The organism is Dehalococcoidia bacterium, from assembly GCA_025054935.1.
Classification (GTDB): domain Bacteria; phylum Chloroflexota; class Dehalococcoidia; order SpSt-223; family SpSt-223; genus JANWZD01.
Genome location: JANWZD010000003.1, coordinates 246,848 through 270,388, shown reverse-complemented (window position 1 = coordinate 270,388; position 23,541 = coordinate 246,848). Strand labels below are relative to the sequence as shown.

22 protein-coding genes and 1 pseudogene are annotated in these 23,541 nt (G+C 65.2%); 15 read left to right on the top strand and 8 right to left on the bottom strand.

Going from position 1 to position 23,541, the window contains the following annotated elements:
• Positions 1–41 precede the first annotated feature (41 nt).
• The 4 genes from NZ773_06020 (at position 42) to rfbB (ending at position 4,504) form a co-directional block, all read left to right on the top strand.
• Positions 42–833, top strand: a complete 792-nt coding sequence (locus NZ773_06020; GenBank protein MCS6801481.1) for a protein-tyrosine-phosphatase — start codon at positions 42–44, stop codon at positions 831–833.
• Positions 830–1,894, top strand: a complete 1,065-nt coding sequence (locus tag NZ773_06015) for a glucose-1-phosphate thymidylyltransferase (GenBank protein ID MCS6801480.1) — start codon at positions 830–832, stop codon at positions 1,892–1,894. The genes NZ773_06020 and NZ773_06015 overlap by 4 nt, the downstream gene beginning before the upstream one ends.
• A gap of 45 nt (positions 1,895–1,939) precedes the next feature.
• Entirely contained in the window at positions 1,940–3,340 is a 1,401-nt protein-coding gene (locus NZ773_06010; GenBank protein ID MCS6801479.1) for a B12-binding domain-containing radical SAM protein, read from the top strand.
• A gap of 141 nt (positions 3,341–3,481) precedes the next feature.
• A complete protein-coding gene (gene rfbB / locus NZ773_06005; protein MCS6801478.1) occupies positions 3,482–4,504 on the top strand; it encodes a dTDP-glucose 4,6-dehydratase in 1,023 nt (340 codons plus the stop codon).
• 3 nt (positions 4,505–4,507) lie between these two features.
• Here rfbB and NZ773_06000 read toward each other — a convergent pair whose 3' ends face one another.
• Positions 4,508–4,969: a hypothetical protein gene (locus NZ773_06000; GenBank protein ID MCS6801477.1), complete on the bottom strand. Its 462-nt coding sequence runs from the start codon at positions 4,967–4,969 to the stop codon at positions 4,508–4,510.
• Between the two features lie 94 nt (positions 4,970–5,063).
• Between NZ773_06000 and NZ773_05995 the strand changes: the two are divergent.
• A pseudogene (locus NZ773_05995) lies at positions 5,064–5,162 on the top strand (hypothetical protein).
• A gap of 359 nt (positions 5,163–5,521) precedes the next feature.
• On the opposite strand, the gene NZ773_05990 reads toward NZ773_05995, so the two are convergent.
• From NZ773_05990 to NZ773_05965, 6 genes are all read right to left on the bottom strand, one after another.
• Positions 5,522–6,193 carry a phosphoribosyltransferase family protein gene (locus NZ773_05990; GenBank protein ID MCS6801476.1) on the bottom strand — a complete coding sequence of 224 codons (672 nt, stop codon included), beginning with the start codon at positions 6,191–6,193 and terminating at the stop codon, positions 5,522–5,524.
• A 36-nt stretch (positions 6,194–6,229) separates the two neighbouring features.
• Positions 6,230–8,971, bottom strand: coding sequence for a glycosyltransferase family 39 protein (locus NZ773_05985; protein ID MCS6801475.1), 2,742 nt, complete (start codon positions 8,969–8,971; stop codon positions 6,230–6,232).
• A gap of 3 nt (positions 8,972–8,974) precedes the next feature.
• Positions 8,975–10,057: a zinc-dependent metalloprotease gene (locus NZ773_05980; protein ID MCS6801474.1), complete on the bottom strand. Its 1,083-nt coding sequence runs from the start codon at positions 10,055–10,057 to the stop codon at positions 8,975–8,977.
• On the bottom strand, positions 10,044–11,504 hold the full coding sequence (gene gatB, locus NZ773_05975; protein ID MCS6801473.1) for an Asp-tRNA(Asn)/Glu-tRNA(Gln) amidotransferase subunit GatB: 1,461 nt from the start codon (positions 11,502–11,504) through the stop codon (positions 10,044–10,046). Before gatB ends, NZ773_05980 begins: the two co-directional genes overlap by 14 nt.
• A 543-nt stretch (positions 11,505–12,047) precedes the next feature.
• The gene (locus NZ773_05970) at positions 12,048–12,719 is read right to left on the bottom strand and encodes a class I SAM-dependent methyltransferase (GenBank protein ID MCS6801472.1); all 672 of its coding nucleotides are present in this window, start codon (positions 12,717–12,719) and stop codon (positions 12,048–12,050) included.
• Positions 12,720–12,859: 140 nt separating this feature from the next.
• On the bottom strand, positions 12,860–13,477 hold the full coding sequence (locus NZ773_05965; protein ID MCS6801471.1) for an SIS domain-containing protein: 618 nt from the start codon (positions 13,475–13,477) through the stop codon (positions 12,860–12,862).
• Between the two features lie 360 nt (positions 13,478–13,837).
• Between NZ773_05965 and NZ773_05960 the strand changes: the two genes are divergently transcribed.
• The 8 genes from NZ773_05960 to NZ773_05925 all read left to right on the top strand — a co-directional run bounded on the left by NZ773_05960 (position 13,838) and on the right by NZ773_05925 (position 20,771).
• Positions 13,838–15,325 carry a sugar transferase gene (locus tag NZ773_05960; protein ID MCS6801470.1) on the top strand — a complete coding sequence of 496 codons (1,488 nt, stop codon included), beginning with the start codon at positions 13,838–13,840 and terminating at the stop codon, positions 15,323–15,325.
• The gene (locus NZ773_05955; protein MCS6801469.1) at positions 15,322–16,278 is read left to right on the top strand and encodes an NAD-dependent epimerase/dehydratase family protein; all 957 of its coding nucleotides are present in this window, start codon (positions 15,322–15,324) and stop codon (positions 16,276–16,278) included. Before NZ773_05960 ends, NZ773_05955 begins: the two co-directional genes overlap by 4 nt.
• On the top strand, positions 16,275–17,144 hold the full coding sequence (locus NZ773_05950) for an SDR family oxidoreductase (GenBank protein MCS6801468.1): 870 nt from the start codon (positions 16,275–16,277) through the stop codon (positions 17,142–17,144). Before NZ773_05955 ends, NZ773_05950 begins: the two co-directional genes overlap by 4 nt.
• Position 17,145: 1 nt before the next feature.
• Positions 17,146–18,132 (top strand): Gfo/Idh/MocA family oxidoreductase, encoded by a 987-nt coding sequence (locus NZ773_05945; GenBank protein MCS6801467.1) that lies wholly within the window; start codon positions 17,146–17,148, stop codon positions 18,130–18,132.
• Complete coding sequence (locus NZ773_05940; GenBank protein ID MCS6801466.1) at positions 18,119–18,673, top strand: HAD family hydrolase; 555 nt, start codon at positions 18,119–18,121, stop codon at positions 18,671–18,673. Before NZ773_05945 ends, NZ773_05940 begins: the two co-directional genes overlap by 14 nt.
• A gap of 10 nt (positions 18,674–18,683) precedes the next feature.
• A complete protein-coding gene (locus tag NZ773_05935) occupies positions 18,684–19,394 on the top strand; it encodes a transaldolase (GenBank protein MCS6801465.1) in 711 nt (236 codons plus the stop codon).
• 533 nt (positions 19,395–19,927) lie between these two features.
• A complete protein-coding gene (locus tag NZ773_05930; GenBank protein MCS6801464.1) occupies positions 19,928–20,203 on the top strand; it encodes a DUF4190 domain-containing protein in 276 nt (91 codons plus the stop codon).
• A 1-nt stretch (position 20,204) separates the two neighbouring features.
• On the top strand, positions 20,205–20,771 hold the full coding sequence (locus NZ773_05925) for a DUF4126 domain-containing protein (protein MCS6801463.1): 567 nt from the start codon (positions 20,205–20,207) through the stop codon (positions 20,769–20,771).
• A gap of 6 nt (positions 20,772–20,777) precedes the next feature.
• On the opposite strand, the gene NZ773_05920 is transcribed toward NZ773_05925, so the two are convergent.
• A complete protein-coding gene (locus tag NZ773_05920) occupies positions 20,778–21,131 on the bottom strand; it encodes a hypothetical protein (GenBank protein MCS6801462.1) in 354 nt (117 codons plus the stop codon).
• Positions 21,132–21,300: 169 nt separating this feature from the next.
• Between NZ773_05920 and guaB the strand changes: the two genes are divergently transcribed.
• Positions 21,301–22,809, top strand: coding sequence for an IMP dehydrogenase (guaB, locus tag NZ773_05915; protein MCS6801461.1), 1,509 nt, complete (start codon positions 21,301–21,303; stop codon positions 22,807–22,809).
• A gap of 15 nt (positions 22,810–22,824) precedes the next feature.
• On the top strand, positions 22,825–23,376 hold the full coding sequence (locus tag NZ773_05910) for a cysteine dioxygenase family protein (protein ID MCS6801460.1): 552 nt from the start codon (positions 22,825–22,827) through the stop codon (positions 23,374–23,376).
• Positions 23,377–23,541 lie beyond the last annotated feature (165 nt).

Sequence of the window (23,541 nt, the reverse complement as noted above, 5' to 3'; positions counted from 1 at the left end):
TCGCGCCGATCGACAGTCAGAAGGGCGCTTCGGTAGCACGCGTGAGAGATCTCCATTGTCATATCCTCCCATGCGTCGACGATGGCGCCGAGAGCCACGAAGACGCGCTGGCGATGGCGCGGCTGGCAGTCGCCGAGGGGATCCGCGACATCGTCGCCACCCCCCACCATCACATGCTCGACCAGCGTCAGCCCAGAGACGATGTCGTGCGGCGCGTGAGCGCGCTCCAAGCGGCGCTCGCCGCCGAAGACATTCCGCTGACGATCCACCCGGGGTGCGAACTGTATCTCACGCCCGACTCGCCGCAACAGTGGGACGCCGGTAATCTGCTGCCGCTCGCTGGCACCGATTTTCTCCTCGTGGAGACAGCGTTCCACGAGTATCCCTGGTACGTCGAAGAGACGATTTTCCAGCTGCAAGCTCGGGGAGCCCGCATCATCCTCGCCCATCCTGAGCGCTATGTCGCCTTCCAGCGCGACCCCTCGATCCTCCGGACGCTGGTCGCCCGGGGCGTTCTCGCTCAGATCACGGCCGGGAGCCTGCTCGGCGCCTTCGGAAAGAGCGCCAAGGCAGCAGCAGAACTGTTCCTGCAGGAGGGCTTGGCCCACCTCATCGCGACCGACGCTCATCGGCCAAGCGGCAGTCGGAGCACCGCGATCGTGCGGGCGCGGCAGCGCGCCGCCGAACTGGTGGGTGAGGCGCGCGCTCAGGCGATGACCGAGGACCTGCCGGCGGCCATCCTGCGCGGCGAACTGATCGACCTGCCGCCGGTCGAGCCGCGGGCGAGCAGCTGGGCCTTCTGGAAGCGGTGGGCGGTCGGAGCACGGCAATGAAGGGGCTGATCCTCTCCGGCGGGAAAGGAACGCGGCTCCGACCCCTCACCTATACGGGGGCGAAACAGCTCGTCCCCGTTGCCAATAAGCCCGTCCTCTTCTATGCCATCGAAAATCTCGTCTCGGCAGGGATCACTGACCTCGGCATTGTCGTCGGCGACACGCGCGAGCAGATCATCGCCGCGGTCGGCGATGGCTCCAAGTTTGGCGCCTCGGTCTGCTATATCCAGCAGGATGCGCCGCGGGGGCTTGCGCATGGGGTCAAAATTGCCCGCCATTTTCTCGGCAACGACCGTTTCGTTCTCTTCCTCGGCGATAACTTTCTGCGAGAAGGCATTCGCCCGTTCGTCGAGCGGTTCCGCCGCGGCACCGCCAACGCCCAGATCCTGCTCTCTCGCGTTCCCGACCCCCGCAACTTCGGTGTCGCCGAACTGGACGGCACCCGCGTCATCCGCTTAGTGGAAAAACCGAAGCATCCGCCGAGCGACCTCGCCTTGGTCGGTATCTACTTCTTTGACCAGACCGTATTCGAGGCAGTCGAGGCGATCCGCCCCTCGTTCCGCGGCGAGTTGGAGATTACGGACGCAATCCAGTGGCTTGTCGATGCGGGGCTGCAGGTCGACGCGGAAATCCTGACGACACCATGGATCGACACTGGTAAGATGGAAGATATGCTGGAGGCGAATCGGCTGGTGCTCGAGACCCTCGAGGGCAGCGTGGAAGGAGAGGTCGACGCCGCCTCACGGCTCGTCGGTAAAGTGATCATTGCGCGCGGGGCGCGGATCATCAACAGTCACTTGCGGGGGCCGGTGATCGTCGGGGAGAACTGCGAGATCGTCAACAGCTTTATCGGTCCTTTCTCCGCGATCGATCACGACTGCCGGATCGTCAACAGCGAAATCGAGCATTCGATTGTCTTGGAGCACGCTATCATCGAGAATTTCCCGACCCGCATTGAGGACAGCCTGATCGGCCGATTTGCTGAAGTGCGTCATGCCCAGGCAAAGCCGGTCGCGACGCGGCTGCTGTTGGGAGACCATAGCCGAGTGGGGATTCCATAGAGCATATCCCCGCCGTCGAGGCAATCGGCCGGGAGTGGAGTTGCGATGCTGCGAACAACACTGGTCTACGCCGGGATCGCCGGCAAAGGCTTCAACAGCTTGAAGCAGGGCATGGACTCCGGCTGGATTAGCCATGGCCTCTGCTCAATCGCTGCCTACGGCAAGAGCCAAGGCTTCCCCATGGACTTGATCGATCTGCGCGCGCTGCGGGACTGGGCGCACTTCCGTCAGGAGGTCGAGGCGCGCCGTCCGCAGGTCGCCGGGTTCAGCATGATGAGCGTCGACTACAACCCGGTGATGGAAGCGGTCAAGATCGTCAAGGAAGTCGACCCCTCGATCATCACCGTCGTCGGCGGCCCGCACCCGACAGTCGCGACGGAAGAATGCGCACGCAACCCGAATATCGACTACACGGTGGTGAGCGAGGGCGAGATCACTTTCACCAACCTGCTCAAAGCGATCCATGAGGATCGGCGGCCAGCAGACCGCGTGCTACGCGGCATTCACCCGGTGCTCGACCAGCTGCCCTTCGCCGACCGCGACCTGTTTCTCAATGAGTGGCGCAAGTTCGGCTATGACCTCGACTCACCGGAAGTGCCGTTCATCCCCGAACTGCCCGGCCCGTTCGTCACCGTCATCGCGGGGCGCGGCTGCCGCTACACCTGCAACTTCTGCAAGCCGCATGAAGATTTCATGTTCGGTCGCGGCACCCGCCGCCGCAGCGTCGCCAATGTCATCCAGGAACTGAAAGAGCTGCGGGACCGCTACCACTTCCGCAGCTTCATGTTCCACGATGACTGCCTGACCGAAGACCGGAAATGGGTTGAAGAGTTCTGTGCCGCCTATAAGGCCGAGGGGTTCACCCAGCCGTTTTTCTGCCAAAGCCGCGCCGATATCATCGTCAAGCATGAAGACATGGTCGCCCTAATGGCCTCAGTCGGCCTGAAAGGCTATTTCATCGGCTTCGAGAGCGGGTCCGACCGTGTCCTCAAGTTCATTCACAAGGGGACGACGCGCCAAAAGAACCTCGACGCCGCGAAAGTGTGCAAGAAGTACGGCCTGACAATCTGGGCGAACTACATGCTCGGCATTCCGACCGAGACGCCCGAGGAGACGCGCGAGACGATCTCGATGCTGAAAGAGATCGACCCCGATTACTACAGCCCGTCGTTCTACACGCCCCATCCGGGCTCCGATCTGTATGACTACTGCATGGAGCACGGCATCTCGACCGTCTCCGACCACAACAGTTTCCGGCGCAACCCGACCGAAACGAAGATTGTCGGGCAGGATATCCAGTTCTTGATGTGGGCGCTCGAAGAGTCGAAAAAGCGGAAATGGACCAACCAGCTTCGACGCACGCTCCGCGCCGCTTGGAAGCGGTATGCATCGCCGAAGAAAGCGATCCGCAAGGTGCGGCGCCTGGTGCTTTCCCCGGCGAGTTGAGGCGATCTTCTCTAGGCGCAAGGAGACGGACGGGGTATCGGCCTCCTGCCCTGCGGGGCGGGAACGGCGCTGCCGCTGCGCCCGGCAAACGAGCGAGGAATGCTGGGGAGCAGCGCGAACGCCCTGGCCGAGGAGGAACACGTGAAGCGACTGCTGGTGACCGGCGGCGCGGGGTTCATCGGCAGCAATTGGGTGCGGCTCGCGCTGCAGCGGTCAGACCTTGAGCGGCTGATCGTCTTCGACAAACTGACCTACGCCGGCAATCTTGCTAATCTCGCCGGGCTCGATCGCGACCCCCGGTTCCGCTTTGTCCAAGGGGATATCGCTGACCCCGAGGCAGTCCGGCGCGTCCTCGAAAGCGAGCCTGTCGACGCGATCGTCAATTTCGCGGCGGAGAGCCACGTCGACCGCTCGGTGCTTGACCCCTCTGCCTTTCTTCGCACCAACGTTCATGGGGTCTACGTGCTGCTCGAGGCATGCCGTGCTTTCCGCCCCCGCCGCTTCCTCCACGTATCCACGGACGAAGTGTATGGAGAGGTTCTCAGCGGCCGCTCGACCGAGCGCGATCCTGTCGCGCCGCGCAGCCCCTATGCGGCGGCGAAGGCGGCGGGCGATCTCCTCGCCCTCTCCTACCATGTCACCTATGGGCTCGATGTTGTCATCACTCGGGGCGCTAACACGATCGGGCCATACCAGTATCCTGAGAAAGCGGCCCCCCTCTTCATCACGAACGCAATCGAGGGCCAGCCGCTCCCGATCTACGGAGACGGCACGGCGATCCGCGACTATCTCTACGTCGAAGATCACTGCCGCGCGATCATGCTCGCGCTGGAAGCCGGCCAGCCGGGCGAGGTGTACAACATCGGCAATAACGAAGAGATCACCACGCTCACCCTCGCCGACGCGATCCTTTCCCTGCTGAACCGTCCGCGCACTCTGATCCGCTTCGTCGAAGATCGCCCGGGGCACGACCGACGTTACGCGGTCGACAGCAGCAAGCTGCGAGCGCTCGGCTGGCACCCGCAGCATGACTTCCGCTCCGCCATTGCCGCAACCGTCGAGTGGTACCAGCAGAATACAAGCTGGTGGCGCCCGATCCGCACGGGCGAGTTTCGCGAGTTCTACCTCCAACTGTATGGCAGACGGCTGGGCCTGAGCGAGTAGCTTCTAGCGCGCCTGCCGGAACTCAACGTAGACCGTCTGTCGTCCTGCCGCGGAGCGGCAGTGGTCGGCTGTCGTCTCGACGAGGATCGGCGGCGAAAGCGGCTGTCCCCCCGCAGCAAGCGCCTGCACCTGCCAGCGGCCAGCTTCTGGTCCCTGCCGGAGGACGACCTCATACGTGCCATCGGCGCGGCTCGGCAATCCGAGAATGGGCGCTGCATCGCGATGGAGCGGCGTCACGCGCACCACATTGCCCGCCACGCCTCGTCCGGCCTTGTCTAAGAAACGCCCGCGGACCTCTGTCGCAGCACAGTTCGGGGCGCTGTAGGTGCGCTCGACGACAAAGGGATGAGCGGGGGTCGGCGTCGTAGGCGGCTCACGGGTCGCTGTCGGGGTGCGCGTTTCCGTCGGCCGGGGCGAGGGGGTGGGGGTCTCGGTCGGCCGGGGCGGGACCGTCGGGGAGTGCACCGGCCGCGGCGTCGGGGACGGAGTGAGGATGGGCGTCGCGGTTTCGCGCGGTCGCGGCACAGTCGGCTCGGCTGGCGGCGCGAACGGCGTCACGGCCGGTCTCGGCGCCCGCAGCTGGACATCGGGGGTCGGCGGTTCAGGAGGGGGGGGAAGCGACCCTGCGGCAGGCGGGGTCGGCGTCGCCGGGGGAGCCGAGGTCGGGACAAGCGTCGGCGCCGCGATCGTCGGCAGGACAAACCGCGGGGATGTCAAGGCGGGCGCCCCTGCTATCTCCGTTGCGGTTGCCCGCGGGGACGGGCTCGTGGTCCTTCCTGACTCAGGCAACCGAGGCGGCGTCGGGCTCGGGGTCGGGGGCGTGCGCAGCCCGAGCGCCGGGTCGTCCGGAAGCGTCCGCCCTCGACTGCAGCCGCTGAGCGTCAGCGCTATCACGATGAGGATCGGCCAGATCCAGTGCACCGTCTCGCCTATCCGCCCGCAGCCTCCAGCCTACTGCAACGCTCGGCTGGCGACTAGCAGTTAAGCAGGCGATTCGGAACGGAGAACCAGCGGACGCTAGGCGCCGCTCGCTTCGCTTCCTAGGTCGATCGAGGGCTTCTCGAGGTAGGCCATGCTGCGGTGAAAGTCTTCAGAACTGATCAGCCCGAGAGCGAGATAGTGATTGAGCATCGTCTTCAACTTCAGGATGGCGATGAGGTTGATGCCGTGCCGTCTCAAACGCTCGGCGCCCCCCGCTTCTCGGTCGACAAGGACGACTGCGTCGCGGACGCGCAGTCCTGCTTCCTCGAGAAGCGACTTCGTTTGCAGAATGCTCCCGCCATGAGTGATGAGGTCATCGATGATCAGGACGGTCTGCCCTTCCCGAAACCGCCCCTCAATGATGTCGCCGAGGCCGCCCGTGCGCGGCGGGCGGGGATAGATCATCGGGGTGCCCGTCAGCAGAGAATAGGCGGTTGCCAGATGAAGCCCGCCGAACGGCACCCCGGCAACGAGGGTGAAGGGCGAGACGCGCGGCCGACGGCGGAGCGAGCCCGAGGCCGTTTCATGCGCGATCACTTCTGCGGTGCGGCGCAGCACTTCCGGCTCGCTGATCAGCACGCGCGGATTGACATAAATCGGCGAATTGAGGGTGCCGTGAGGAAAGGTGAAATTCCCGAACTGAATGCCGCCGAGATCAAACAGCGCCTTCGCCAGCCACAGGTTTTCCGCGCCTTCTCGGGAAGACATCGCCACCTCGGGGAATTTCGCGGCAGTATACCAGGCTCACTGAACAGTGATTGTGCCGAGACGAAGGCTGTCACCTCCGCTGGTCGGCAGCCGCTCGCCGCTGACCGGATCGTACAGCCCCACCACGATGCCGTATTCGCCGGGGGGCAATGTGGTGGGCAGCGTCACCAACGCCCGGTCGATCACCACTTGGTCAGGAAGCCACCCCGTCGTTGGCCAGCGGCCGTCACCCGGTTCCGCGTCGCGCTGGGCAACAACCCGTCCTGTCTGGTCGACAAGATGGAGAAACACTTTCAGCGGGGTGTGTGAGGCGCGGCGCGCCTGCCAGACGAGACGAATAGTGAAGGCCTGGCCTGCCGGTGCCGTCAGCCGGTCGGCCTCCCACCCGCGAAGAACAGCAAGATCGCCGAACGGTGCCGCAAGCGGGATCGCGAGGTCGGCGGGCAGAATGAAAGACCGCTCTCCGGGGTCGACCGTCGCGGTGAGGAGGGTAAGCGCGGTTTGCCCGTCGAAGAGCTGCGCCTCGACTGGTCCTGCAGGAGCGTCGGGGGGGATCGAGAAGGTCCAGAGCGCTCGCCACGTCCAGCCCGCCGGCCATTGCTCGATCTCGTCGCTCCTGCCGAGGGGGTCGCTCCGTTCTGCAATCAGGCGCTCCCCTTGCTGCAGTCGAGCAACGAGCCCCACAGCGCCGCCCGCAGCTCGCCGCCAATAGAGCTCGAGCAGCACCCGCTCGCCGGGGCGCACCACGCCGAGGTCCCGCCGGGGGGGAAGGCCGACAACCTGGACCCCCCCCAAGAAGGCGCTGGTCGACCGCGCGAGGGTGACGGGCGGCTGCGCGCCCGACGGCACTAGGACGTGGAGACGGGCGAGCCGCAGCGCGTGGCCGGCCCGGTTGCCAAGCGCATCGAGCACATCGAGCGGCGCAAGACGAGGGCCGTCTTCTGCATACACCTCAACCTCCAGCCAATAGACGCCGGGAGGCGTGGTCGGGTCGAGGGGCACAGGCAGGTCGCCAAAGACGATCTCGCCGGGCTTCCAACGCACTGTCGGATAGAAATAGGCCGCTGGCCGCCGGTCGTTGCGGCCCCAGACGATCCCGCGCTCGTCGACGAGACGAAGCGCCACCTTATAGTCTGCCTGCAGCTCGCCCATCGCCTGCCAGTAGAACGTCAGCGTCATGCTCTCGCCCGCGGAGACAGCGAGCGGCGCTGCAGGCTCGGCGCCGAGACGGTCATAGCCGAGCAAGCGGAGTGCGTTGCCGAAGTTTGCCTCCACCTGGTGGGCGATCGCCGGCGCGGCTGCAAACTGTGCTCCCGGTCGGAAGCGGTAGCGTTCGATACCGACGCCGTGCGGGGCTGCGTCGAGCGGTTCGCGGTCCGCGCCCGAGAGGAGCAGCCGCGTAAGCACGCCGTTCGGATCAACCACCTCATCTTGCCAGCGCACCACCCAAAGCCGACGGGCGCGCGCGGCGAGGTCATTCAAAACGGCGGCCACGGGGTAGCCGAGCGTCTCGCGGGTGGAGAGAGTGAGCACCTCGGGCAGCGGCGTGAATGGCCGGTTGCCGTAGTAGTAGGCGAAGACGGGGAAGGCGTGGCCCGAGACCAGAACAACCGCATCATCGGGGGCAACCTCAAGCGCGGCGACCGCCGCCCGCCAGTCATCCCGCGCGTAGCGGCTGTCGAAGGCAGCATTGGTGAGCGACACCGCCCACGGCACCGCGAGCGAGAGGGCAAGACCGGCGCCGGCAATCCGACCGCCGCGCAGCCGAGAGGGCGCGAGAAGCCAGCCGACCCCGCCCGCGGCAAGCGCCTGCGCAGCGGGAAGGGTAATCAGGAGGTAACGCGGATGGAACTTCGGGCGGTTCCAGCTAACGAGGAGAAGCAGCACGACGGGCAGCGCAACCGCAGCGAGATAGAGGCTGACGAAAAGCGGCCGGCGGCGGAGCGCCCAGACGCCGCCCAGCAGCGCGACTCCAAAGGCGATCCCCCCAACCGGCACAAGAACGCCGTCGAGGGTTCCTCCCACGGCAATCAGGGTCGAGGCCTCCCGGAACACCTGCGCAGGATCGATTGCGCCTTGGTAGTAGCTCGCGTCGCCTTCCAGCCGCGTCAGTGCCGGGCTGAGCCATGGAAGGTAGGAGAGCGCGATCAGGGCGAAGCCCGCGGCAAAGGCGGCCGCCCGACGGCGCCCGGCAGGCCTGCAGAGGTGGAGAAGCGCCCACGCTGCGGCGACCACCGCTTCTGCTGCCACGACGAACGCGCCATAGAAGTGGCTGTAGATGGCGGTGACTGACGCGATGCCCCAGCCCGCGCCGGCAACCACGCTCCCGCGCTCGAGAAGAGCGAGGAAGCGGTCGAGCGAAAGCGCGACAAGGAAGACTACCAGCGCATACATCCGCGCTTCTTGGCCATACCACACCGCTGCTGGAGCGCAGGCGGCGAAAATCGCGCCGACTGCCGCCGCCACCCGCCCCCCGCGGCCGGCAAGACGCGCGACTAGCGGGACAGTCAGCACAGAAGGAAGGAGGGAGAGAAAGCGGAGCGCAAATTCGTTCGTGCCGGTGAGCGCGATCCATCCGTGCAGGAGGTAGTAGTAGAACGGCGGATGGATATCGCCGGCAGTCAGCTGCGTGATGTCAGCAAGCGGCCGGGAGGCAAGGAAGACGCTGAACCCCTCGTCATACCACAGGCTTTGGGTGCCGAGCCCGGCAACCCGCAGCGCAAAGGCGAGCGCCGCCGCGCTCAGAACCGCGAGAGCGACCGGACCGGCTCGGAGCACGGCTCACCTCTCGTCCTCGGCCGATGCGGCGAACCCCATCCGTTTGAGCCAGCGGGAGGGGTGCTGGATCTCACTCAGCGTGGGGAGCGATTCGGGGCCGCGCCAAACATGGTCGATAGCAGCGCGGCCGGCCTGTTCAATGACCTGCGAGACAAACTGTCTGCCCATCTCATACTGGGCGAGCTTGAGATCGAGGCCGGTCAGCTGGAAGAGAACCCGGCGGAGCGCCGAGCGGTGCTGACGCCGCGCGGCGAATTCCCGCTCGATTGCCGCAGCGTCTCGCAGCCGGCGGGGGGCGAGTTCGTGCATCACGTAATCGCTGTACCCCTCGATTAGGCTCATCACGGCCTGAAGCCGGGCAAAGATGGCGCGCTGCTCCTCCGAGATCAAGTGGCCGAGCGCGCCGGCCGGCTCGTCGTCGAGATAATGACCGACCAGATGCCCGAGAAGAGCGGAGAGGGAGTTGTCGCCGGCCGAGCCGGCATATTCGCGAAGCAAGTCCATTAGATACTCAGCCAGCCACGGGTGTGCGGCGAACTCGGCGGCATGCGTGGTCTCGTGGAGGCTGAGATAGAAGCGAAACGAGTCGGGGTCGACCCCCATCGACTCGATCATCCCCTGAATGTTCGGCTCGACAAAGAGTACCCGCCGGTCGGCGGCGGCGCCGAAGAGCGCGACATCGAACTGCCCGAGCACCAGCCGCGCGAGAAAACCGAGCAGCAAGCCGACCTGCACCGAGAGCGCAGTGGCGCCTGCCCCCGCAAGAACACGATTGAGCGCGCTTGGTCCGGGCTCAGGAAGGAACGCAGGGGTGAGCGCGTCGAACAGCCGGCGAAACTGATCGATATTGACGTCGACCCACCCCTCGCGGTCGGTGACGTCGACATTCTCCGGCACAGCCGGCAGGGACCAGCCGGTGAACTCGGCGATCAGGTGTTTCGCGTCGGCGACGAAGGCGGCATAGCGCGCGCGGAGCTGCTCGAGAGGCTCGCCGACTTCGAGCCAGTTGTCGCCGACAGCGCGGTGGGCGGTCGTGCGCACGACCGCCCAATTGATCCCGGGGCGCTGCGGCTCAGACCGATCCAAGTTTCTCGCTCAAGAGACGGCGCGTCAGCTGCGGGTTCGCCTTGCCGCGGGTCGCCTTCATCACCTTGCCGAAGAGGAACTCAAGCGCAGCCGCTTTGCCAGCCCGATAATCTTCGACCGCCTTCGGGTTCTCTGCCATCGCCTCGTCGATCGCGCGGAGCACGACCGCGTCGTCGGAAATTTGGCGCAGCCCCTGCTCCTCCACGATCGCCGTCGCCGAGCGCCCGGTTTCGACCATGCGAGCAAAGACATCGCGCGCAATCTTGAGGCTGATCTCGCCCGAGTCGACGAGGTCGAGCAGCTCATTCAAGTCGTGAGGACGCACGGGGAAGGCCGTGATATCGATGCCGCGCGCGTTGAGCACCGCGTTGACATCGTTGATGATCCAATTGGCAAGGGCCTTGGCGCGGCCGTTCCCTCCCGACGACGCGGCAAGGGCCGCCTCGAAGTATTCGGCGACGTGGCGGTCGGCAACAAGCTGCCGCGCGTCATAGTCGCTCAGGCCGAGCAGAGTGCGGTAGCGTTCCTCTTTCTCGTCCGGCAGTTCCGGCATCGCAGCGCGGAGCCGCTCCACCCACGCCCGGTCAATGACCAGCGGCGGCAAGTCCGGCTCGGGGAAGTAGCGGTAGTCGTGGGCGTGCTCCTTGCTGCGCTGCCCGACCGTACTGCCTTTGTCTTCGACCCAGCCGCGCGTCTCTTGGACAATGCGCTCGCCGCGGTCCAGCAGTTCGGTTTGACGAGCGATCTCATAGCTGAGCGCCCGCTCGACCGCGGCAAAGCTGTTCATGTTCTTGATCTCGACCTTCGCGCCAAACTCCGTCGCACCCAGCGGCCGCAGCGAGATGTTGGCGTCGCAGCGGAAGCTACCTTCCTCCATGTTGCCGCTTGAGACGCCCAGATAGCGCAGGATACGGCGCAGCTTCTGCAAGTACAGTTTTGCCTCTTCCGGGGTGCGCAGGTCGGGCGCGCTGACAATCTCCAGCAGCGGGATCCCAGCGCGATTGACGTCGATCAGCGAATACGTCTCGCCGCTGGGATCGGCGCGGTGGAGGAGGCGCGCCGTATCTTCTTCCAAGTGCACGCGGATGATGCCGATCCGGCGGCGCGTGCCATCGGGCAGGGTGATCGAAAGCGCGCCATTGACACAGAGAGGGGCGTCATACTGGGAGATCTGATACCCCTTCATCAGGTCCGGATAGGGGTAGTTCTTGCGGTCGAACTTCGCCCACTCCGGGATAGAGCACCCGAGCGCAAGCCCAGTCATGATGGTGTAGTCGATTGCCTGCTTGTTGGCGACAGGCAAGGTGCCGGGCATTCCCAAGCAGATCGGGCAGACGATGCTGTTCGGCGGCGCATCGGCGTAGGCCGCGCTGCACGAACAGAACATCTTGGTCTTGGTGATAAGCTGAGCGTGAACTTCTAGGCCAATGACGGCTTCGTAGCGCATGGGGTCTCCGCTCCGCGCGCGGCGGAGGCTTGGAAAGTATATCACCTCCCTTGAGGTGAACAACGAACCGCTCGTTCTGCTATACCTGCCCCTCTGGGCGCATCCGGCCGCAGCAGCCGCCCGCGCCCGAACCGCCAAATCGACCCGTCCGCTGGAGGAGCTTTCCCGCGTGAGCGCAGCGGCCGTCCGTCCGCGCGCGGCAGCACAGCGCTGGCGGAGCAGAGCGAGGAGAGGCGGCGCGCGTTCATGCGCTCTCCAGCGCGGCCGTAAGATGGCGCGCCCTTGCGCAAGGCTGCTGGTCGGCCAGCGCCGCCCTCTTCGCCTCATGACGCAAGGCAGCGAGCACGGGGGAACGCTCCGAACGCGATCGAGGCTCTTCGCTGGTGGGCACTAACGAGGGGCGCTGTTCCCCAAGCCCCGCAGCGGCGCTGTTTTCTCGAAGGGAATGTGCCGCGCCAGGTTGAGCGGGAGCGCCAGCCTTCTGCTGCCGCCGCAGCTGCCAGCCGCTGTCCTCCTAGCGAGCAGCGCCGCTCGTCCTCGCGGTTATTTGACGATGAGGTACGCGAGCGAGCCGCCGGGAGTGGCGACGATGTCGTAGTGAGGAGCAAGCGTTGCCAGCCAGCGCGTGACGCCATTTACGCCAAGGCGCCCGAAGTCATGCCAAGCGATCACCGCCCCCGGCGGACAGCACTTCAGGGCGTTGAGCGTGTCTGAGCGCACATATTCGTAAGAATGCGCGCCGTCGATAAAGAAGAGGCCGACACGATTGTAAAACGGCGAGAAGTCGAACGTGGCGCTATCGCCGAAGAGGCAGCGAATTTTTCGCGCTTCCGGGTAGCCGTCGAAGACGTAGCGCTTGGTCATGACCGACGAGCGAATATGCTGGTCATCGACGATGGTCGTCGCCAGCTGAAGGGGACCTGCATGTCCTCGCGGCAGATCGAGGGTGAAAATTTCGGCGTCGTCCGGCGTGTTGAGCGCAAAGTGAAGCGCCGTGTAGCCGTGGAGTGTCCCGATCTCGAAAACGACGTTCGGCTGCACGATGCGCGTGATTAGGCAAAGACTCACAATATCGACCGCGTACGAGGCGATGGCATGAAACCATGTCCCGCCCGGCGGGTTCGCAAGCCGGATTGTCACATCGCCAGTAACGCCGAACGCGTCGAACACCGATCGCTGAGGAAGCGGGCGGCGATCGGCAAAGGTCTGAAACAAGAAGAGCGCTTCGTTGACGTAATTGAGAAGCCGCTGCGGATGACGAGCGAGCCGAAGCGCAGTCAGGTTGCCGCCAAGCAGAAGGTTGCGCGCGACAACGGCCGCCGTTCGCCCCAGTTCACTCTATCGGCGGGCGGCATTCATGAGCGCACAGGCGAAAGCGCGCCGTCAGTGACGTGATCGGCCGCTGCATCGGCGCTTGCCGCCCCTGCTTTCAACAAGGTCGTGATGAGATGGCAGACCATCAGGTGAATATCCTCTGCGATCTCATACGAGTGCACAGGGATGTGGATCGAGATCGTCGAGCGTGAACGGAGCGCCCCCCCGTCGAATCCCGTCAGCCCGATAATCGTCAGGCCGAGCGCCTCCGCAGTCGCGACGGCCTCCAGAACATTCGGCGAATTCCCGCTGGCGCTGATAGCGACGAGCACATCCCCGGGGCGCGCGAAAGTAGCGAGCGGCTCAGCAAACACCCGGCAGTAGTCGACATCGTTTGCCCACGCCGTCAGGACGCTGACGTTGTCGTTCAGCGCGATGGCGCGAACCGGCGGCTGCCCGCCAACCCGGGTCGATTTCTGCAGGTCAGTCGCGAAGTGGGAGGCGGTTGCGGCGCTGCCGCCATTCCCGCAAAGGAAGACGGTCGCGCCGCAAGCGCGCGCTTCGGCGATGCGGGCGGCAGCGGCAGCGAGCGCGCCAAGGTCGAGCGCTTGGCGCGCCGCCTCTGCCGTCGCGAGATACTGGCGAATGACCGCGCTCATCCCCTGCCCTGGCCGCCTCGAGCTCACCCGTCCTTCGGCGACAACAGGGGTAGCGTAGCATCGTCGGCGCCCTGCGGCAACGGGAAGAGCGCGCCGAGCCCCCCTCCTTGCACCGCCTTGGCGGGCAGCGGCGCCGGCGTCGCTGGGCCGCGGAAGCGGCGCGCCATCGCCCTGCTCGCAGGCAATGATATACTTCTTCCGGCGTCCGACCGAGCAAGCGAGCGAACAGCGAGCCAGATGTTCCGAGGGACAAAACCGCTCTCGCGGCCTCGTCAACCGGTGGCAACAGAAAGGGCGAGCAGTGTGGCGTGAAAGCCGTCGGAACCGGTCACACTGGCCGACCCAGCGAGGACGGCGCCGGTGATCCCGCGGCGGGTCTTCTGGGCGCTCGACCTCTTCTCTGTCGGCGCTGCCTTTGCTGTTGCGTATCTTGTCGCACGCCGGCTCTACAATCTCGCCGTCCCGCTGGTCAGCCCTCACCTCAGCCGCTTCGTCCCGAGCGAGATCGCGAGCGCCTTTCCATATCCCTGGTATCTCCCCCCGGTCACCGAGGTGCTCTGGATAGCGCCGATCTTCGCCGTCAGCGCGCTCGTGACGCTGTCGGCGTGCGGCAACTACCGTCCGCTCCTAGAGCAGTCCCTCACCCGCATTGTCGTCGGAGCGGTCGTCGCCCCGGTGGTCGCGCTCGGCATGATCGCGCTTGTCCTTCTCGCCTTCCGCTCCACCGATTCAAACCGGCTGTTCCTTGCGACGTTCGCGGCGCTGGCGGCGCTCGCCTTTGGCGGCTCGCGCCTCCTGCTGCGCGCCTATTTCCGCCGTCGCCAGAAGGCCGGCTACTATGCGCGCAGCGTTCTCCTGATCGGCGATCACTCCGGACTCTCGTGGCTGGCGCGCTATCTCGCCGAGAACACCTCACCAGCCGAGTACAGCATCCTCGGCTACCTGCGGGTTCGTCCGGATCAGCCAGCGCTGACACTCGACGGGACAGTGATCCCCTGCTTGGGGAATGTCGAGGATATCAACGACATCTTGATCACCAAGCCGACCCATCAAGTCTTCGTGATGCATCCTGCCCAAGGAGGCAACTGGATCGGCCCGGTGATCCGGGCGTGCGATTACCTCGGCGTGCTGCTGTGGGTGATCCCGGAGGCGCTCACTACCCTCGAGCAGCAATCGCTGCGGCTGGTCTACCATAACGAGCCGCTTCACTTACCGGCTGTGATCCTCCAGCCGCCCAAGTTCAACTCGGAGGATCTGTTCCTCAAGCGGCTGTTCGATATCGTCGTAGCGTCGATTTTGCTAGTGGTCTTATCGCCGGTCTTTCTGGTGACGGCCATTTTGATCAAGATCACGACACCGCATCTTCCCGTCTTCTATCCTTGGCACGTTGTCGGCCAGAACGGCGTCCGATTCACCAGCTGGAAGTTCACAACCATGACCGCCGGCGACGAAGCGAAGGAGAAGCTCGCTCATCTCAACGAGATGAGCGGGCCAGTGTTCAAGATCAAGAATGACCCCCGCGTCACCCCCCTCGGCAAGTGGCTGCGCAAGTTCGACATTAACGAGCTTCCCCAACTGTGGACCGTGCTTCAAGGGCACATGAGCCTCGTCGGACCGCGTCCCGCAGGCCCCCATGAACTCGAACGCTATGAGTTTTGGCACAAGCGGAAGCTGAGCATCCGCCCCGGCATCACCTGCCTCTGGCAAGTGCGGGGACGCAACGCCATCAACAATTTCGATGATTGGGTGCGCATGGACTTGGAATACATCGACAACTGGTCGCTGTGGCTCGACCTGAAGATCTTGTGGCGAACGATCTTCGTTGTCTTGCGGGGAACTGGGTCGTGAAATGGCTTGTGACTGGCGGCGCGGGCTTTATCGGGAGCCACCTCGTCGACCGATTACTCCGCGACGGCCACGAGGTCGTTGTCTATGACAATTTTTCAACCGGCCAACTGCGCTTTCTCGACGATGCGCTGCGGTCGCCGCGGTTGACGCTGATCACCGCCGACCTGCTCGACTGCGACCAGTTGACCAAGGCAATGGCAGGAGTGGACTTTGTTGTCCATCTCGCCGCTAATGCCGATGTCCGCCACGGGACGAAGCATCCGAAGAAGGACCTCGAACAGAATACGATCGCGACGTTCAACGTCCTTGAAGCGATGCGGGTCAGCGGGGTTCGGCGGATCGCCTTCTCCTCCACCGGCTCCGTCTATGGCGACGCGACCGTTTTCCCAACGCCTGAAGACGCGCCCTTCCCAATCCAGACTTCGCTTTACGGGGCGTCCAAAGTCGCCGGCGAGGGGCTGATCACCGCCTACTGCGAAGGCTTCGGCTTTCAAGCGTACATCTTCCGCTTCGTCTCTATTCTCGGTGAACGGTATACCCACGGGCATGTCTTCGACTTCTATAAGAAACTTCGCGCCGATCCTACCCGCCTTGAGGTGCTCGGCAACGGCAGGCAGCGAAAATCGTACCTCTATGTCCAAGACTGCATCGATGCCATGCTCTGCGTCATTGAGAAGGCCGACGCCCGCGTGAACATCTACAACCTCGGCACCGACGAGTACTGCGAGGTGAACGACTCGGTCCGCTGGATCACAGAGCGGCTGGGGCTCACGCCGACGATCACCTACACCGGGGGAGACCGCGGCTGGGTCGGCGACAGTCCGTTCATCTTCCTCGACACCCGCCGCGTCCGCGCTCTCGGCTGGCGGCCGAAACTGTCGATCCGGGAGGGAGTTATCCGCACCCTCGACTGGCTGATCGCGAATCCGGACATCCTGCTGGTGCGCGAGTGAGCGGGGTCCTCGCTGGCCGGACCGCCATTATCACCGGCGCGAGCCGCGGGATCGGCCGCGCAATCGCCGAGGCGTTTGTCGAGGCAGGCGCGAGCGTCTTGATCGCCGCCCGTTCGTCCCAAGCGCTCGCTGAAACGGAGGCAGCGCTCCGTCCGCGGCTCGGCGCAGGCCAGCAGCTCCGTTCCCTGGCGGTCGATGTGGGCGAGCGCGCCCAGATCGACGCTCTCATCTCTCAAGCGGTGGAGACGTTCGGGCGCGTGCACATCCTCGTTAACAACGCCGGGATCTACGGGCCGAAAGGACGGCTCGAGACGATCGCGTGGGAGGAGTGGGAGCAGGCGCTCCGGGTCAACCTCATCGGCTCAGTTTACGCCGCGCGCGCCCTGCTGCCTCACCTCCGCGCCCATGGCGGCGGGAAGATCATCCAGCTGTCGGGAGGCGGCGCAACCAGCCCGATGCCCTACCTCACGGCCTACGCCGCCTCCAAGGCAGCGGTGGTCCGTTTCGTCGAGTCGCTCGCGCTTGAAGTGCGCGACGCAAGGATCGACGTCAACGCGATCGCTCCCGGCGCCATCAACACCGGGATGCTCGACGAGATCATCGCGGCAGGACCGGAGCGGGTCGGCGAGGAGTACTACCGGCGCGCCCTCCGCCAGCGGGACGAGGGCGGCGCGCCGATCGACCAAGCGGCAGCGCTTGCGGTCTGGCTCGCCTCCTCGGCGAGCGATGGAATTACGGGCAAGCTGATCAGCGCGGTGTGGGATCCGTGGCGCGACCTCGGGCGCTATCGCGATGACCTGAGCAGCAGCGATGTCTACACGCTGCGCCGCATCGTGCCGAAGGACCGCGGCTTGGAGTGGGGCTAGCATGGGCGGTGTCGCTATTGTCGGCTGCGGGCTCGTCGGCACAAAGCGAGCGCAGGCCCTAGCGAGCGGACAGCTTCGTGTCTGCGCCGACCTCGACCGCGAACGCGCCGAGCGGCTGGCGCGTCCAGCGGGCGCGCTTGCGACAACCGACTGGCGGCATGCTGTCGAGCGGAACGATGTCGACCTCGTTATCGTCGCGACAACGAACGACGCCCTCGCCGAAGTGGCAGTGGGCGCCCTCGAGGCGGGCAAGCATGTGTTGGTGGAAAAGCCCGCCGCGCGGTCGCTCGCCGAGCTAGCACAGATCGAGGAGGCGGCCACGCGAAGCGGCCGGCTCGTGCGGGTGGGGTTCAATCACCGTTATCACCCGGCAGTTCTCCAGGCCCGCCGCTTGTTTGAGGCGGGCGCGCTCGGCGAGCTGATGTTCATCCGCGGCCGCTACGGACACGGCGGCCGCGTCGGCTACGACCGAGAATGGCGCGCCGACCCGGCGCGCTCGGGCGGCGGCGAACTGATCGACCAGGGAGTTCATGTCATCGACCTCGCGCGCTGGTTCCTCGGCGATTTCACCGAATGGTACGGCTTTGCCCACACCTACTACTGGGATATGCCGGTCGAGGACAATGCCTTCCTAACCCTGAAGACGGCGCGCCAGCAGGTCGCCTTTCTTCATGTCTCGTGTACTGAATGGAAAAACCTCTTCTCCTTCGAAATCTATGGACGCAGCGCCAAGCTGCACATCGAAGGATTGGGCGGCTCCTACGGCACAGAGCGCATCGCGTTCTACAAAATGCTGCCCGAAATGGGACCGCCCGAGACGACGATCTGGGAGTATCCGATGGGCGACCGGTCATGGGCGATCGAGCTGCAGGAGTTTCTGGAGGATATCCGGCTCGACCGGCCGCCAGCCGCCGGCCTCGCCGAGGCGCGCGCCTGCCTTGCCATCGTTGAGCAGGTGTACAAGGCGTCAGGCTATGCCCGCCCGTAGGCCGGCCGTCTTCCTCGATCGCGACGGGGTCGTCAACCGCGCGATCGTCCGCAACGGCCGGCCCTACCCGCCCGCCTCGGTGCAGGAACTCGAGATCCTGCCCGGCGTGGCGGCAGCGATCGCGGCCTTGCGGCATGCCGGCTTCGCGATCGTCATCGTCACCAACCAGCCCGACGTCGCGCGCGGCGCCACCAGCCGCGCTGCCGTCGACGCGATCCACCAGCGGCTCCGCGAGGAGCTTGCCATCGACTCGATCGAAGTCTGCTGGCACGACGACGCCGACGGCTGCAGCTGCCGCAAGCCTCGGCCGGGACTGATCCTCGCCGCTGCCCGGGCGCTCCGCCTCGACCTGCGCCGCTCGGTGCTCGTCGGCGACCGCTGGAAAGACATCGCGGCGGGCAAGCAAGCAGGAGTTGCGACGGTCTTGATAGACTATCGCTACGCTGAGACCGCGCCTCCTTCCGCGCCCGCGCCCGACCTCGTTGTCGGGTCGCTCGCTGAAGCGCTCCCTTGGATCGTCACCCGCGCAAGATCGCGATGAGGATGCCGCAATGCACGAAGGACTGCGCGTCAAGATCTTTGCCGACGGCGCCGATAAAGCCAGCATGCTTGAGCTCGCCGCCCAGCCTTGGGTCGCCGGCTTCACCACCAACCCGACGCTCATGCGCAAGGCAGGAGTGCGCGACTACCGCGCCTTTGCGAAGGATGTGCTGCGCGCCATTCCGGACCGTCCCATCTCCTTCGAGGTGTTCAGCGACGAGACGGCCGAGATGGAGCGCCAAGCGCGCGAGATCGCGAGTTGGGGCGACAACGTCTACGTCAAGATCCCCGTCACCAACACGCGCGGCGAGTGGACTGACGAGCTCGTCCGACGGCTCGCGCGCGACGGCATCAAGCTGAATATCACGGCGCTGACCACGCTCGGCCAAGTCCGCCGCGTCGCCGAAGCGCTCGCCGAGAGCCATTCCTCGTATATCTCGGTCTTCGCCGGACGCATCGCCGACACGGGGCGTGACCCAGTGCCGCTGATGGCGGCAGCAGTTGAAATGCTGCGCCCCTATCCCGCGCTCGAACTGATCTGGGCCAGCCCCCGCGAAGTGCTGAACGTCTACCAAGCGGACCAGGTAGGCTGCCACATCATCACCGTTACCTCAGACCTGCTGAAAAAGCTGCCGCTGTACGGCAAGGATCTCGAGGTCTACTCGCTTGAGACGGTGCGCCAATTCCATGAGGATGCCGTCGCTGCCGGCTACGCCCTTTAGCGCCTGTCCTGCGCACGGCCAGAAAGCGACGCACCGCCCGCGCTGCGGGCTGATCCTCCCGCCGAAGGAATGGACCGGCGAAGCATGAGGAGCGCGGCGCCACGGGGAACTTCTCAGGCGGGCCAGCAGTTATACCGGGAGAGAAGCAGGCGCCACGAATCGATCGCACGGTGAAGGGGGACGGCATGAACTGCCCAAACTGCGGGAGCGAAAACGCCGCCACTGCGCGCTTCTGCTACAACTGCGGAACAGCGCTCACGCGGCCCAGCCAGCCGGCCACGCCGCCGGCGCCCCAGTCAGAGCCGCCGGCCGAGCGGACGGTGGTAATGCAGGCCCCGCCGGGAGCAGCGTCCCCTCCGCCGCCGCGCCCGCCAGAGCCGCCGCCGAGCCCTCCTCCGGCCGTTCCGAGCGCGAATGTCGCGGATGCGCCGACCGCCTCATTCGCCACCGCATCCAGCGCAGCGGGGGCGTTCAGCCCTTCGGCCGCCGGCGGACCCGCTTCAGCTGCTGCTCCACCGCCTGCAGGAAGGCTTGTGCGCCGGTCCGGACTGGCAATCGCGTCTCTCATCTTCGGTATTCTCGCCGTTCTGACCATCTGCAACTTCTTCTTCATTCCCTCCATCGTCGCGGTGGTCACGGGGCTGATCGCGCGCAGTCAAATCAACAATTCGGGAGGAATGCTGACGGGAAGCGGGATGGCAACCGCCGGGATCGTCCTCGGCGTTCTCGGCGCGCTCTTCCTCTGCGGGATGAACCTCTTCTTCTTTGCGACTAATCCCGACCTTCTCAGGCTGCTGGTCGGAGGCTGAGGTGAGCGAACTGCTCGCCATCCTGACCGCATTCGGCATCAGCGCGCCGGCCGGGCTGAATGCGTACGTGCCGCTGCTGCTCGTCGGGATAACAGCGCGGTTCACTTCCTGGATTACGCTGAACGACCCGTTCACCTGGCTGACTAATGAATGGGTCTTGCTTGGGCTCGCGCTGCTCTTCGGGGTCGAGTTCTTCGCCGACAAAATCCCAGGGGTTGATCACGCGAACGACGTGCTCAATACGGTTCTCCGGCCGGCAGCAGGCGCGATCTTGTTCGCGGCGGCCGGCAATGTGATCAGCGAGATCCATCCCGCGCTCGCCATTCTCCTCGGGGTCCTTGCCGCCGGCAGTGTCCACGCCGTCAAGGCGACCGCCCGGCCAGTGGTGACCGCCCTCACGTTTGGCATCGCCACGCCGGTTGTCAGCGCAATCGAAGATGTCCTCGCCGGCACTACGACCATTCTTGCGATTGTGGCGCCGCTCCTCCTCCTCCTCCCGCTCGCGAGCGCGGCAGTTGTCATCGCATGGTGGTGGAGAGGCGCACCCAAGCCGCGCCCATCGGTCTGAGGCGCGCTAGGGGGAGGGGGACGGGTCGCCGGCCGGAGCAGGCGGAGAGAGCGAGGGAAGCTTGCGCTCGATGCGGTCGGGACGCCGGTTGAGCAGCGCCGCAATTCGGTCGTGATAGGAAAGCTGCTGCAACCGCTCGAACTCGGCGTCGTCCAGTTCGTACACTTCGAGTCGGTCGGCAAACTCGAGTGTTGCCTCGGCGACGACGCGGAACAGCCACGCCCGCCCGCGCCAATAGGCAGCCGTTCGGAGCTGAACGTGAGGCCACCACGGTTGGCCAAGCGCCTTCATCACTACTACCAGTTTCCTGCGGGGCGAGCATCTCGTCAAGCCGAGAAGCCGCGATCTATACTTAGCCATGTCCCACCCTTGCAGTGCGCTGGATGGTGCCATCCGACGGCGGGAGAGGCTGCGGCGTGGCCGCTAAACGCTGGTCTCCGCTCTGTTCGTGGCGAAGCGATCCAGCCGCGAGACCAAAGGCGCGTCCCTCTCTGCGGCGCGCCTTTGTGATTCCAAGGAGTTTGCGGTCATGACGTTTCCCGAGTCGCGCCGTTCGTTCATTGCGGCCGCCGATCGCCGTGAAGCGAAGTTCGGCCGCGAAGGGCTGACGTTCGATGATGTTCTGCTTGTGCCGGCCAAGTCGTCGGTGGAGCCGAAGGACGTTCGGACAGAGACGCGGCTGACGCGCCGGATCTCCCTCGCTATCCCCATCCTCTCCGCGGCGATGGACACGGTCACCGAGTCGCGCCTTGCGATTGCCATCGCCCGGGAAGGGGGGCTCGGCGTAATCCACCGCAATCTTTCGATCGAGGATCAGGTCGAAGAGGTCGATAAGGTGAAGCGCTCCGAGGCGGGCATGATCGTCGACCCGGTGACGCTCACGCCGGAGATGACCGTCCGCGATGCCCTCGTCCTCATGGAGCGGTATCACATCTCCGGGCTCCCTGTCACTGAGAACGGCAAGCTGGTCGGAATTTTGACGAACCGCGACCTCCGCTTCGAGGAGAACTTCGACCAGCCGATCCGCAACGTCATGACGCGCGACAACCTGATCACCGTGCCCGTCGGGACAACCCTCGAGCAGGCGAAGGAGATCCTCCATCGGCACCGGATCGAGAAGCTGCCGGTTGTCGACGAGGAGTTCCGCCTGCGGGGCCTGATCACGGTGAAAGATATCCAAAAGAAGATCATGTACCCGAACGCGACGAAGGATGAGCACGGCCGCCTGCGGGTGGGAGCAGCGGTTGGTGTGGTCGGCGACAGTAAGGACCGAGCGCGGGAGCTCGTTGCGGCGGGAGTAGATGTCCTCGTCGTCGATACTGCTCACGGACATTCGGATGCCGTGCGCGACATGGTGGTGTGGCTGAAAGACACGTTCCCGGTTGACGTCGTGGCGGGCAACGTGGCGACGGCAGAGGGCGCGCGCGATCTCATCCTCGCTGGCGCGGATGCGGTCAAAGTCGGCGTCGGACCCGGCTCGATCTGCACAACCCGCATCGTCGCTGGAGCAGGCGTTCCTCAGCTGACTGCGATCTACGACTGTGCTGAGGTCGCGCGCGAGTACGATGTGCCCGTGATCGCCGATGGCGGCATCCGCTTCTCGGGAGATATCGTCAAAGCAATCGCCGCCGGCGCAGACAGCGTGATGCTCGGCGGCCTCCTCGCCGGCGTCGATGAGAGCCCCGGCGAGATTGTGCTCTACCAAGGCGAGCGCTACAAAGAGTACCGCGGGATGGGCTCGCTCGGCGCGATGAAGGCGCGCGGGTTCAGCAAGGATCGCTACCGGCAAGACGCGGTCGAAGAGCTGTCGAAGTTCGTTCCGGAAGGCGTCGAGGGGCGGGTGGCCTACAAAGGGCCGCTTGCGAACTTGATTTACCAGCTCGTCGGCGGGCTGCGCGCAGGCATGGGCTATGTCGGCGCTGCCACAATCCGCGATCTCCAGCAGGCGCAGTTCATTAGGATCACTAATGCCAGCCTGATTGAGAGTCATCCCCATGACATCTCGATCACGAAAGAGGCGCCGAACTACGGTCGGTAAGAGGAGGTTCCCGCGATGACAATGGCGTCGCCGCGCATCGGCTCTCCAACGCTAAGCGCCTTAGTGCAGGAGATCCGGGCGATTGTCCGCGCTGGCGGGGAAGCGGGCAGGGTTGCGGGAGATGTCGCGCAGGCCCTCCGCCCCTATCTCGGCCGAGCCGACCTGCTCCTTCCCAGCCAAGAAGAGCCCGACCCCACCCGCTATCGGCAGCACATCCTCCACGTTGAAGAAGACGGCGCTTTCTCGATCGTCTCTCTCGTCTGGACCCGTGGACAGGAGACGAGCATCCATGACCACGTGTCGTGGTGTGTCGTCGGCGTCCACCGTGGGCGCGAGGATGAGACCCGCTACCGGCTTGATGCCGGCCGCAACGCCCTGATCGAGCTCGAGACAGTGACTTCCGACGTCGGCGCCATCGCAGCGCTCACCCCGCCGGGGGATATCCATAAGGTGGCGAACCGGAGCACCGACCTGACCATCTCGATTCACATCTACGGTGCCGATATCGGCAAGCTCGGCTCAAGCATTCGGCGCCGTTACGACTTGCCGGTTGTCAGCCGCGTCTAACCCCTCTTCCTCATTTGCGCCTCCTCCGGGCGCCTAGTACGCCTCGCCGGCCCGCCTGCAGGCTCACGCCCGCGTCCTCTCCGGCAAGCGTCGCCGCCGCGTTTCGGCTGCGCAGTATGCTCATGCCCTGAAGGCGAGAGAACTGCGGCAAGCCCCTGCGCCGTC